Annotated in this window: 11 protein-coding genes; 7 read left to right on the top strand and 4 right to left on the bottom strand. The window is 63.4% G+C overall.

Features of this window, described 5'->3' with window-relative positions:
• Positions 1 to 2 precede the first annotated feature (2 nt).
• A complete protein-coding gene (locus PQU94_RS05940) occupies positions 3 to 2183 on the bottom strand; it encodes a putative bifunctional diguanylate cyclase/phosphodiesterase (RefSeq protein WP_272740553.1) in 2181 nt (726 codons plus the stop codon).
• A 227-nt stretch (positions 2184 to 2410) separates the two neighbouring features.
• Here PQU94_RS05940 and PQU94_RS05935 point away from each other — a divergent pair, with 227 nt between their 5' ends.
• The 7 genes from PQU94_RS05935 (at position 2411) to PQU94_RS05905 (ending at position 8125) form a co-directional block, all read left to right on the top strand.
• Positions 2411 to 3004, top strand: coding sequence for a glutathione S-transferase N-terminal domain-containing protein (locus PQU94_RS05935; protein WP_272740552.1), 594 nt, complete (start codon positions 2411 to 2413; stop codon positions 3002 to 3004).
• Positions 3005 to 3078: 74 nt separating this feature from the next.
• Positions 3079 to 4152, top strand: coding sequence for a peptide chain release factor 1 (gene prfA, locus PQU94_RS05930; protein ID WP_272740868.1), 1074 nt, complete (start codon positions 3079 to 3081; stop codon positions 4150 to 4152).
• 35 nt (positions 4153 to 4187) lie between these two features.
• A complete protein-coding gene (locus PQU94_RS05925; protein WP_272740551.1) occupies positions 4188 to 4574 on the top strand; it encodes a hypothetical protein in 387 nt (128 codons plus the stop codon).
• A 185-nt stretch (positions 4575 to 4759) separates the two neighbouring features.
• Positions 4760 to 5554, top strand: a complete 795-nt coding sequence (locus PQU94_RS05920; RefSeq protein ID WP_272740550.1) for an MOSC domain-containing protein — start codon at positions 4760 to 4762, stop codon at positions 5552 to 5554.
• Positions 5555 to 5596: 42 nt separating this feature from the next.
• Positions 5597 to 6313 (top strand): 2,3-diphosphoglycerate-dependent phosphoglycerate mutase, encoded by a 717-nt coding sequence (gene gpmA, locus PQU94_RS05915; protein ID WP_272740549.1) that lies wholly within the window; start codon positions 5597 to 5599, stop codon positions 6311 to 6313.
• A gap of 15 nt (positions 6314 to 6328) precedes the next feature.
• Positions 6329 to 6772 carry a bifunctional diaminohydroxyphosphoribosylaminopyrimidine deaminase/5-amino-6-(5-phosphoribosylamino)uracil reductase RibD gene (locus PQU94_RS05910; protein WP_272740548.1) on the top strand — a complete coding sequence of 148 codons (444 nt, stop codon included), beginning with the start codon at positions 6329 to 6331 and terminating at the stop codon, positions 6770 to 6772.
• Positions 6773 to 6871: 99 nt separating this feature from the next.
• Entirely contained in the window at positions 6872 to 8125 is a 1254-nt protein-coding gene (locus PQU94_RS05905) for a pentapeptide repeat-containing protein (RefSeq protein ID WP_272740547.1), read from the top strand.
• Here PQU94_RS05905 and PQU94_RS05900 read toward each other — a convergent pair.
• From PQU94_RS05900 to PQU94_RS05890, 3 genes are read right to left on the bottom strand one after another with little or no spacing between them, the layout of a single operon-like run.
• Positions 8122 to 8979, bottom strand: coding sequence for an isoaspartyl peptidase/L-asparaginase family protein (locus tag PQU94_RS05900; RefSeq protein ID WP_272740546.1), 858 nt, complete (start codon positions 8977 to 8979; stop codon positions 8122 to 8124). The two genes, PQU94_RS05905 and PQU94_RS05900, sit on opposite strands and share 4 nt — an antisense overlap.
• 55 nt (positions 8980 to 9034) lie before the next feature.
• A complete protein-coding gene (locus PQU94_RS18170; RefSeq protein ID WP_272740545.1) occupies positions 9035 to 10627 on the bottom strand; it encodes an amino acid ABC transporter ATP-binding/permease protein in 1593 nt (530 codons plus the stop codon).
• Positions 10624 to 12345 carry an ATP-binding cassette domain-containing protein gene (locus tag PQU94_RS05890; RefSeq protein WP_272740544.1) on the bottom strand — a complete coding sequence of 574 codons (1722 nt, stop codon included), beginning with the start codon at positions 12343 to 12345 and terminating at the stop codon, positions 10624 to 10626. Before PQU94_RS05890 ends, PQU94_RS18170 begins: the two co-directional genes overlap by 4 nt.
• Positions 12346 to 12438: the final 93 nt, after the last annotated feature.

The raw sequence follows: 12438 nt of genomic DNA, 5'->3' as shown, positions 1-12438 counted from the left end.
GCTTAACGCACGCCGGCGATGTAGCGGCCATTAGTGATGTGCGTCACCTGGTTGGCGGCCTGCCCCTCCATCATCACGTCGATTTCGTTGCGATCGACGGGCTTGGAGAAGAGGTAGCCCTGAATGATGGCGCAGCCGGCCTGACGCAGGATGTGGCTCTGGGCCTGGGTTTCCACACCCTCGGCAAGGATGCTGAGGTGCAGGGCCTTGGCCAGCTTGATGATGGCACGGATCAGGGCTTCGGCGTCCGGATCGACCCCCAGATTGGAGACGAAGGAGCGGTCGATCTTGATCTTGTCCACCGGGTAGCGGCTCAGATAGCTGAGCGATGAATAGCCGGTGCCGAAGTCGTCGAGCGCGATGGAGAAGCCCATCTGACGCAACGCATTGAGCGTGTTCTGCGTCGGCTGGTCGTCGTTAAGCAGCATCCCTTCGGTGATCTCGATTTCGATGGAACGCGGCTCAACGCCGGTTTCGCGCAGCATGTCCTTCAGTTCCGGCAGGAAGCGCGAGGAGCGCAACTGCGTCGCCGACACGTTGATCGCCACCTTCAGACCCGGCCAGCGCCTGGAGTCGATCAGGGCGCGCCGCATGATCAGGCTGCCGAGATCCATCATCAGGCCACATTCTTCGGCCAGCGGCACGAAATAGGCCGGGCTGATCGGGCCGCGCTGCGGATGGCTCCAGCGGGCCAGCGCTTCGACACCGACGATACGACCGTTATGATCGACCTGCGGCTGATAAACGACGTCGATGGCTTCGACATGGATGGCCTCGCGAAGGCCGGTTTCCAGCAGCTTGCGCAGCTTGATCGTCGCATCCATCTCCACTTCGAAGAAGGCGTATTGCGAACGGCCCTGTTCCTTGGCGCGATAAAGGGCAAGGTCGGCCTGCCGCAGGGCTTCGGCGGCTTCGATATCGGCCTCCTGCAACAGGGTGACGCCGATGGAGCAGGACGAATAGACGGGGCCGCTTTCCAGAGTGACCTGCCCCTTGAGGCCTTCCAGCACACGCTTGGCTAGCGCCGCCGTCGAATGGGCGTCGGTGTCAGTCTGGATGATCACGAAGACGTCGCCGCCCAGACGCGCCAGCGTATCGCCCGCGCGGATCATGCCGCTGATCTTCTGCGCCGAATGACGGATCAGTTCGTCGCCGGCGGAATGGCCCAGCGTATCGTTGACGTCCTTGAAGCGATCTAGGCCCACACACATAACGGCGACCGCTCCTCCCTGACGACGCAGACGTTCCGTTGCCTGATTGAGGCGGTCGGTAAACAGGGTGCGGTTGGGCAGGCCGGTCAGGCCGTCGTGCAAAGCCATGTGCTTGGCGCGCGCTTCCGAGGCGATCAGGCTGCGGGCCGTCTTCTGGCTGCGATGCAGCAGAGCCAGCGCCACGCCGCCCAGACCGGCCGAAACCAGCAGTGACGGGATGAGGGCGCGCATAAACAGGTCGAGGCCCGGCCGCGACGGCCGCCACGTCAGTTCGGCCTTTTCCTGACCGGTGGAGTCGGTGAAGACGGCGCGGGCCTGATCCGGAGATACGGTCTGACCGTTGCGCAGTTCGGTGATATCGCTCAGCAGATTACCCTTGGACAGGGCCGCCAGTTCGCCGTTGCTCAGCCGGTGCGCCCCTGCGACCAGATAGGGCGCGTAGTGCGTCAGATCGTGGCGCGTGCTGTCAGGCAGGATCAGGCTGGCTCCCAGAAGATAGACGTGACCGTCCAGCACCGTCAGTCGGGCTATGGCGTTGGTCTTCGACGTGAAGCCGATTCCTGAAGCAGTATAGATATAGTGGCGCTCGCGCAGGTCTTTCGACAGACGCTTGATTTCGCCGCTCAGCCGGTCATAGGCCGACAGGGAGGTTTCCTGCTTGCCTTCCCAGGCCAGCACCGGGCGGTTCAGGCCGTCCAGCACGAAGGTCTGTTCGTAATTCAGATATTCGGAAAAATAGCTGCCGTAATTGTCGGCGACGAACTGATGGTCAAAAGTCACGGCGGTTCTTTTGACCGCTTCGTTCCAGATGGTCATGGGCGCCATCAGGCGCGCCTGCGTCTCGGCCAGATGCATGAGGCCGGTGCGCACATAGTTTTCTTCGCGATCACGGTTGGCCTTGTCGATTTCCGCGGCCCAGATCCACAAGGACCCGATCAGCGCGCATACCGCGCCGACCACGACAATGGTCATGGGGGCCAAAAGTCTTAATTCACTCCGGTCTCGATTCACGAGGCGTACTCATTCTGAGGGCGATTACCAGTCCACCCACCATAGGCGAAAAGCCTTAAATTAAGGCAAATGGAAAACTCTTTTGTAATGAAGGGGTTGCGCGGCCATCAGGGCAAGTGTGCAAGGGTTTTCCCCTTGACCGTCAACAGGTTGAGCCGCATGTATGCAAGACTGTAATGGAGGATGTTATGCGGTTGTTTATCAATTCCGGTTCGCCTTTTGCGAGAAAATGTAGAATTCTGGTGCGGGAGATGGGGCTGACCGACCGGGTGGAGGACGTGCCAACCGTGACGCTGGACAGTGCGCCGGAGCATGTGGCCGTTAACCCTTTCGCGCAGATTCCGGCGCTGGTCACCGATCATGGAGCGCTGATCGACTCGACGCTGATCTGCGAATGGCTGGCCGCGCACTATGGGCCCTATCCCCTCTATCCCGAAGGCGAGGCGCAGTGGGCGGCGCGTCAGGCCGAGGCTCTGGCCGACGGGATTCTCGAAACCGCCGTGAAGATGGTGATCGAACACCGTCGTCCCGAACACGAACGCTCGGCCACCTGGCTCAAGCGCTGGGAAGAGGGGCTGCGCCGGGCCCTGAAGGCCGTGGATGGGCTGGGCGTACTGTCCGACGCGCCGCCGGGGCTGGCTGAAATCACCCTGGCTTCGGCGGCGACCTATATTGATTTCCGTTTCCCCCAACTCGACTGGCACGCCGAGGCCCCGCGCCTTGTGGCCCTGCGCGATCAACTGGAAAAACGCCAATCCTTTATCGACACCTATCCCGCTTAAAGGTAAGAAGCGCGTTTTCCCCCTCCCGGCATTGCGGGGAGGGGGCCACGAAGTCTTTTGAGGTCGTTCCTTTGATACGTCTGCCGCAGGCCAAGCTCGATCAGGTCGTCGATCGTTTCCGCATGATCGAGGCGCGCATGGAAAGCGCCACCGATGGCACAGAGATCGTCAAGCTGTCGAAGGAGCACGCTGAGCTGAAACCCGTGGTCGATGCGGTCACGGCGCTGCTCAAGGCGCGCGCCTCTGGGCCGGAGTTGGAAGAACTGATCGCGCTCAATGATCCCGAACTGTCGCCGCTGGCGCAGGAGGAGTTTCAGGAGCTGAAAGAGCGCCTGCCGGAGCTGGAACGCGGTGTGGCGCTGCTGCTGGCGCCCAAGGACAAGGACGAGAACGCCTCGGCCATCCTGGAAGTGCGCGCCGGCACCGGTGGGGACGAGGCGGCGCTGTTCGCCGGCGACCTGTTCCGCATGTATTCGCGCTATGCGGCGTCGCAGGGCTGGCGCGTGGAAATCGACTCGATCAGCGAAGGCGACGCGGGCGGCTATAAGGAAATCATCGCCTCGGTGACGGGCGACGGCGTGTTCGGCAAGCTGAAGTTCGAATCGGGCGTGCACCGCGTGCAGCGCGTCCCGGCCACCGAAGCGGGCGGTCGCATCCACACCTCGGCGGCCACCGTCGCCGTGCTGCCCGAAGCCGAGGATGTCGAAATCGACATTCAGGACAAGGATATCCGCATCGACACCTACCGTGCGTCGGGCTCCGGCGGTCAGCACGTCAACAAGACCGACTCGGCGGTGCGCATTACCCATCTGCCGACAGGGATCGTGGCGACCTCATCGGAAAAGTCGCAGCACATGAACCGGCAAATCGCCATGCGCAACCTCAAGGCGCGCCTGTACGACATCCAGCGTCAGGCGCTCGATGCCGCGCGCTCCGATGCCCGCAAATCGCAGGTCGGCTCCGGCGACCGCTCGGAACGCATCCGCACCTATAACTACCCGCAGGGCCGGGTGTCCGATCACCGCATCAACCTGACCCTCTATAATCTGGCGCAATTTATGGAAGGCGAGATGGATCAGATGATTAACGCCCTGATCGCCGACGATCAGGCCGCGCGTCTGGCCATGCTTGAGGAAGAACTGGGATAGGAGTAGGCTCTCACTGCAGTCTGAGGGGGGACAGGATGGCGACGCGAGAGAAAAGGAAATTCATTTGGATTTTACCTCCCGTCTGTGTTTTGGGGGGAATATGCTTAGCCCTTTTTCTTTTTCCGGACATGAGGCAAGATATTGATCCCATTAAGATTTTTACATCTTTATGGGTATTTTTGTTTTTATCCACCCAGTGTTTAATTCGACATTTCTGGCCTAGCAATTACCGGCTGGATTTCGGTTTGGGGGCCTTCCTTTGTGGTCTGGCGGTCTGGGCATACGCGCAGGAGGGTGCGTTTTCCGATGTTTCGCATATACCTTTCCTGGGTTGGACGGCCTGTCTTCTGTTTGCGGCCAATCTGCTTCTGTTCGTGGCCGATGTATCAAAGCCGTTATGGAAAGAGTCATCGCTGAGTTAGAGGCTGGCCCGAAGGGCAGGGTGGGGTTAAAGCGGTGGCATTAACCCCACCGTCTTTGACGCCTCTGTGGCGTCAAATACACCTCCCCTGAAATCAGGAGAGGCGCTTGAATCACGTTTCAATCAAAAGTCATACTGATTTAGGGAAGGGTATATTTAAACCCCGCGCTGCGCTAAGAGCGGTTCATGCACCCGACCAATGGTAAAATCGACTCCCTGTGGCGGCACCCGGTCAAGGGCTTTACGCCCGAACCCGTAGCCGAGACGTGCCTGACGGTCGATGGTTTCTTCCCATTTGATCGCCTGTTTGCGCTGGAGGTCGGGCCATCGGGCTATGATCGCGACGATCCGCAATTCCTGTCCAAGATGAAATACGCCGTGCTGGCGCGCTTTCCGGCCGTGGCGAGGCTGCGCACCCGTTATGATGAGATCACTGAGCGTCTGTTCGTCGATGATCGTCCCTTCGATATCGCGCAACCCGCCGGGCGTCACGCGCTGGAGCGGCATATCGAAACCGTGCTGGCGGCGCATGAGGATTACGACCCGGTGGCGCAGCCGCTGCGTTTTCTCGATATCCGCGAAGGCGCAGTCGATCATTACCGCTTCACCGACTCGTCGAAAGGCTTTGTGTCGATTCTTAATCTGAACAGCGTGCGCGACCTGTCCGAGCGTATGGGCATCGACCTCGATCCGTTGCGGCTGCGTGCCAATATCTGGGTCGAAGGGTGGTCAGCGTTCGAAGATCACGCCTTTGTGGGCAAGCCGCTGCGCATCGGCGAAGACGGGCCGCTGCTGGAAGTGCTGAAACCCATTGTGCGCTGTGTGGCGACGCACGTGAACCCGCAGACGGCGCAGCGCGATGCGGAGATGGTGCAGGCACTGTGGACCCACTATGGTCACCGCGACTGCGGCCTTTATTGCCGCGTCGTGTCGCCGGGTCTGATCCGTGCCGGTGATGCGGTTGACCCGCAGGTGGCCTGATCCTATAGCAGAGACATTCTTTATGTCTTTAAAGGTGTCCGGATGCCCAAACTCATTCTCCTCCGTCACGGCCAGAGCCAGTGGAACCTCGAAAACCGCTTCACCGGCTGGGTGGACGTCAATTTGACGGCCGAAGGCGAGGCGCAGGCGGTTAAGGGCGGTGAGCTGATCAGGGCCGAGGGGATCGAGATCGACCGCGCCTTTACCTCGGTGCTGACGCGCGCCATCCGCACCTGCAACCTGGCGCTGGACGCGGCTGGTCAATCCTACGTGCCGGTGATCAAGGACTGGCACCTCAATGAGCGCCACTATGGCGGGCTGACGGGGCTGGACAAGGCCGAAACCGCCGCCCTGCATGGCGACGAACAGGTGAAGATCTGGCGCCGCTCCTACGACGTGCCGCCGCCCGAACTGTCGGCCGACAGCGCCTACGACTTCTCGAAGGATCGCCGCTACGCCGGTTCGGTCCTGCCCCTGACCGAGAGCCTGAAGACGACGCTCGACCGCGTGCTGCCCTTCTGGGACGGGTCGATTGTGCCGGCGCTGAAGGCCGGGGACACGGTGCTGGTGGCGGCGCATGGCAATTCGATCCGCGCGATTATCAAGCTGCTGTTCAACCTCGGTGAGGCCGAGATTCTGGAGGTCGAAGTGCCAACCTCTAACCCGCTGGTCATCGACCTCGATGCGGCACTGAAGCCCGTTTCGGCTAAATATCTCGACGCTGAGCGTGCCAACCCTGTGCCCGTGTTGCATGGCTAGCGGACGGGCGGGGCGATGAGCGACTCCCGCCATATGGCCCGTGCCATCGCGCTGGCCACCGCACAGCAGGGGCGCACCGTGCCTAATCCACCGGTCGGCTGCGTGATCGTCAGTGACGGCATGGTTATCGCTGAGGCGGCCACCGGCGACGGCGGTCGGCCACATGCCGAAGAGGCGGCGCTGGCCCAGCTCGACAACCGCGCCGAAGGGACCACGGCCTATGTAACGCTGGAGCCCTGTGGGGAGAGGTCGCACGGTGGCCTCTCCTGTTCACAGCGTCTGGTCGAAGCGGGGGTCAGTCGCGTCGTCTTCGCCTGTCATGACCCGTCGCCCTATGCCTCACACCTCGGTATTACGCGTATGACCGAGGCCGGACTTGCGGTTGAAACCGGGCTGATGGCGGCCGAAGCCTCGGTCCTGATCAAAGACTTTGTGCGAAATCTGCCGGTTAAGCCCTGATTTAGGCTTTTCCGGTAAGGTTAATGCTCACCCCTTTCCAGGGGCGTCGAGTCCCATGCGCGTCTTCTCAGCTTTTTATCGAAAGGTTTGTCCCCGCGCATGAGCGCCACCACCGGACAGTCACGCTATACCCGCCTCACCCAGGCTGAGGTGGATGCGATCTGCCTGAAGCACGCTCGCCTGAAGGCTATGAAGCCGGGAGGCGCGCGGGCGGTGTTTGCGTGGATGGACGTATCGGGGCTTGATTTCAGCGGTCGCGACCTGCGCGATGCCGATTTTACCGCCGCTATCATGGTAGGTGCCGACCTGTCCGGCACGCTGCTCGATCAGTCGAACCTCTACTGCGTCGATATGCAGATGGCCAATCTGTGCCGCGCCTCTTTGCGGCGGACCGATTTGCGCGGGGCGTGCCTGCGCGGTGCCAATCTGGCCGATGTGGACCTGTTCGAAGCCGATCTGCGCGAAGGGGCGCTGGCCCTGCCGGACAAGGCGTCGGGTCTGGCCTATGTGGAGGTGTCCACGCGCGTATCGGACGCCGGCTTTACCAATCTGCGCGGGGCCAATCTGGAGCGCTCCAAGCTTTCGGGGATTCAGGCCATGAAGGCCGATTTCACCGATGCCATCCTCAAATCGTGCAAGCTGGTGCGCGCCAACCTCAAACAGGCGATTATGGACAATTGCGACCTGTCCGGGGCCGACATGTCAGGGTGCGACGTCAGTGGGGCGTCGCTGAAAGACGCGGTAATGATCGGCACCAAGACCGAGAGCTGGAATGCGTCGCAGGCCAATCTGAGCGGCGTACTGACCGAGAAAGCTGCCGGGACGGATATCAGCCGTCTGCCCTATGATGAGATGATCCGCGCCCACGCCGAATGGGTCGATAGTGTGGGGCAGGCGGGCAAGCCGTCGCTGTTCGACAAGGCCGATCTGCGCGGGCTCAAATCTATCAAGGGGCTTAATCTCGCCGCGCTGTCGGCCAAGGGGGCGGTCTTCTACGGCCTTGATATGCGGGGCATCCAGTTACAGGGCGCGCACCTCGAAGGGGCGGACCTGCGCAATTGCGACCTGCGGGGGGCCGATCTGCGCGGGGCGCAGATGGTGGGCGTGCGCATGGACGGGGCCAATCTGGAAGGGGCCAATATCGGTCCGCTGAAACTGGCCGGAGACCGCTTGTTTCCGGCGGACCTGCGTCAGGCGCGCATCCGCGGGGCCAATCTGCAACGCGCCGATCTGCGTCAGGCGCGCCTCGACGGGGCAGATCTGTCGCGCTCCGACCTCGACAAGGCGCTGATGACGCTGGAAAGCCTTGCGCACGTGATTTGCGTTGGGCTTAAAGGCAAGATCGCGGCTTAAAACGCCTCGCTGACAATATCGCCATCGCCACTGAAGTAAGCTCGCTTCATGCCCGCCGAGCGGAAGGGCGCGTGCACCTCGCCGGAACGGGTGACGACGATCAGCCCGCCTTCGCCGCCCAGACGCGCGATCTGCTCCAGCACCTGACCGGCGCTTTCAAACGCGCCCTGACCGGCCCCGATACGGAAGGCCACTTGTGCGGCGGCCTGAACGCGCAGGAAATATTCACCCTGACCGGTGCAGGAAATGGCGGCCTGGTCGTCGGCCCAGGTGCCCGCGCCGATGATTGGCGTGTCGCCGACGCGGCCCGGCAGCTTGCCGAACACGCCGGCCGTCGAGGTCGCCGCCGCCAGATCGCCATAGGAATCGAGACACACGCACCCGACCGTCCCGTGCGCCAGCGTCCCCGGCGGATAGTTGGACTCAAAAGCCCCGGCGCGGGTGAAATAGTCGTCAGCCACCGTCTCAAAGCCTTGCGCTTCGGCAAATTGCCGTGCGCCGTCGCCCGCCAGCAGAACGTGCGGTGTCTTTTCCATCACGGCGCGGGCGATAGCGACGGGGTTCTTGTAGCCGGCCAGCGCCGCCACGGCCCCGGCGCGGCGATCGGTTCCGTTCATCAGGCTGGCGTCCAGTTCAAACACACCCGCGGCATTGGGCGATGCGCCCTTACCGGCCACATAGAGGCCGGAGTCTTCGAGCGAGCGCACGGTTTCGGTGACCACATCGAGCGCGCGGGCGCCGTTATGGAGGTTGTGCCGCGCGATCTTGGCCAGCCCCTTCATGTGGGTGATTTCGCGGCCATAGTCGCGGCCGGCCTTGGCCCCGGCGCCGCCATGCAGGGCGAATGCGATCATCAGACGTGTCCTTCGGGTCGTTTGGCCGGGTTTTAGGCGAAGAGACGGGCGAAAGCTACCCCTGTACCACTCCGACGTATCGGGGGCGTAGGGAGGTAGGGTCAATGGCGAGGTCCTGATCGCACAGCCGTCGCGGGCCCGGACGGTGGCTGACGAGGATCAGGCCCTGACCCGAGCGCTTAAGATGCGCCTCTACCGCCTCGGTGACGGCGTCTTCGGTGGCGGCGTCCAGCCCCTCTGTCGGCTCATCCAGCACCAGCACATCGGCCTGACGCAGCAGGGCGCGGGCGAGGCTGAGACGTTTGCGCTCCCCACCGGAGAGGGTAACGCCGCCGTCGCCGATCCATTGGTGCAGGCCCTTGGGCATGGCGGCGACGCGGGGCTTCAACTGCGCCGCCTCCAGCGCGGCCCATACCCGCGCCGTCAGGGTCTCAGGCTTTTCCGCCGCGATCTCTTCCGGCGATAGGGCCATCAGCAGAGTGTCACCAATCGTGCCATTGAGCACCGGTGCGTCCTGCGGCGACAGGCTGAACCGCAGGTCGGGCAGGGCGGTGAGCCCAGGCACCTCGTCTATCGGGCACAAACCGATCAGGGCTTCGATCAGCCGCGTCTTGCCCGATCCCGACGCGCCGTGGATCAGCAGGCGTGTCTGTGGGCCGAGGCCGTAAGCGTGCGCGCCAAAGCGCAGAACCGACCCAGCACGCGGCGCGGGTTGTGTGGCTTCTGCGTCGCCCAGTTCCGCCACCCGCGCCTCGGCCTCGGCAAATAGGCGTTTTTGCGCAATGGCTTTCAAGAGGGGGCCGGTCGCTTCGAAGGCCACAGTCGTCACCAGAAGACCCAGCGCCAGCACCGGCATGGGGGCGTGCGCATGGGTGAGGACGATCAGGCTCAGGGTCGCCGCCAGCACGCTGAGGTTCAGCAGGATCGGCAGGCTTTCGCTGCGCGCCTGCGCCTCGCGGGCGGTGCGCAGGGCGGCCTCCTGCTCTGATAATCGCGCCATAAACCGCTCCGACAACCGATAGGCGGCGATGTCGGGCAGGAAGGGCAGGGTTTCGTGCACGCTGTTTTTCAACGCCCCCAGTTCGGGCAGGCCGGTCGTTGATGTGGGTGCGATGCGTCGCGACAGGCCGATCAGCGCGCCGATGCCCGCCGCCGCGATCAGGGTGGCCACGGGCGATAGTAACAGAGTCAGGATCAGGGCGGCGATCAGCCCGCCCAGCGCAGAGGCCCAGTGGCTTTGTGCCACCAGCGCGTTTTCCAGTTGCGCGACATCCTGCACCAGCCGAGCCGAGGTCTCACCGCGGCTGAGGCGCAACGGTGCATGGCTCACCCGCTCAAACAGCCACGGGCGCAGTTCCGCCAGAGTGCGCAAGGCCGCCGTATGGCCGCTCAGGCGCTCGAAATAACGCATGACGGTGCGCGCAATGGCCAGCCCGCGAATGGCCGCCGACGGCAGCAGATAGTTGAAGGCCATCATCACCGCGCCGCCCGCCGCCCCGGCTAGGGCAGCTCCGGCCAGAAACCAGCCGGACAAGCCGAGCAGCGCGGTGGCCGCGATCGACACGCCTGCCGCGCAGCCCGATGCGACGATCAGGGATGTACGCTGACGGCGTTTCAGGTCGGCAAAATAGGCTTTGAACGCACTCACAGCCGCACCTCCTGCGTGGCGATGGCGGCCAGCGCCTCGGAATGCGTGGCCATGATCACTGTGCGGCCTGTAGCGTTGCTGCGGATGGCTGCGATCAGGGCGGCCTCGGCCTCCGGGTCGAGATCGGCGGTCGGCTCATCGAGCAACAGAAGCGGCGCGGGTTTGAGCAGGGCGCGCGCCAGACCGATGCGCCGCCGCTCGCCGCCCGACAGGCCGGAGCCGCGTTCATCCAGCAGCGTCTCAAGCCCGCGTGCCGCCACCAGCGCCTTCAGCCCGGTCAGGCGGATCACCCGCTGCACGTCGGCGTCGCTGGCCTGCGGGTTCGACAGGCGCAGATTGTCGGCCAGGGTGCCGGGCAGGATCGGCGTGTGCTGCGACATCCAAGACAGGGCAGGAGACAGGTCGTGCGCGGGCGTCAGCGGCTGACCGTCGATTTCGATCAGGCCGCGCGCTTCCACGTCGCCACCGCGCCCAAGCAGCAGGCGCAGCAGGGTGGACTTGCCTGAACCCGTTTCGCCTCGCAGGGCGATGATGGCTCCGCCGCCGGCGCTGAAACTGACCGGGGCGAAGACCGGCGCCGGATCGTCGGCAAAGACGGCGCTGACGCCCTCAAAGCGCAGTGTGGGGGCGGTGGTGAGCGTCAGTGGCACCGAGTCGGGCGTCTCCAGTCGTGCCTCCAGCGCCATCAGGGCTACGGCGGCGGCGTGCGCCTGCTGCTCCTCATGATAGGCGGCGCTCAGACGGCGCAGCGGGAAATAGACTTCGGGAGCCAGAGCTAGAGCGAAGAAGGCCGGGGCAAAGGAATCGCCACCAAACAGGCCTCTGTTGAAATCCAGAAAGGCCGGCACGGGGAAGGGCAGCAGGCCCAGCAGGGCAAACCCGCAATAGACGGCGATCAGAGCGACCGACAGTGCGGCGAAAAACTCCAGTATGGCCGAGCCGGTAAAAGCCATGCGCAGGACCGACAGGGTCCGCTCCGACACATCGCGGGCGGCACGCCGCACCTTTTCGACCTGCGCGGCTTCGTTATCAAAGGCGTGGATCAGGGGCAGGTGGCGCAGGCGATCGGCGAACAGGCCCGACAGCCGCGTCAGGGCCGCAAGCTGACGTCTTGATTCGGCGGCGGTGGCCATGCCGGACAGGGCCATCAGTGTGACAAAGGGACACAGGGTGAAGAGGATGATGGCGGCCGCCAGAGGCGAGGCCACAGCGATAGCCAGCGTCACCAGAAGCGGCGTCACGGCGGTTGCCTGCCGCGCCGGAACGAAGCGCGCATAATAGCCTTCGAGGGCCTCAGTATGCTCAAACAGCGCCGTCATGCGCCCCATCTGCGAGGCCCCGACGCCGCGTCCGGACAGGGCCTTGCGCATCAGCGACAGGCGCAGATTCTCGATAATCAGGCGCGCTGCTTTCAGGCTAACAACCTGATTATAGTAGGAAAGAGTGCCCCTGAGACACAGGCTGAGGAACAATAGGGCCAGACCCGTCAAGGGAAACTGACCGGCGCGCACCGTCTGAAGGATGAGGGCCAGCCCGGCGGCAAAGCCCGTGGCGCACAGGACCGACCAGACTTCAAGCTGTCGCACATGTGTGACTTGTCTTTTCGCCGCATCGGCCCATAGTTTCAGTGCCTGACGCACAGCTTTGGCGCGACCCTTGTCAGTGTCGCCGGTGGCATCCTTAAAGGTCTCAGGGGTACGGGGACGTGGGTGCGACATTTGGTGCGATAGGGCGTTTCAGGGGCGGGGCATATACTCAGGCCCAGCTTAGTTGTTATGGCAAGTAAGCCGGAATGGGTTTTCTCCTAGCCC

The organism is Asticcacaulis currens (genome assembly GCF_028550395.1).
GTDB classification, from domain to species: Bacteria; Pseudomonadota; Alphaproteobacteria; order Caulobacterales; family Caulobacteraceae; genus Asticcacaulis; species Asticcacaulis currens.
This window is presented reverse-complemented; position numbering and strand designations above follow the sequence as displayed.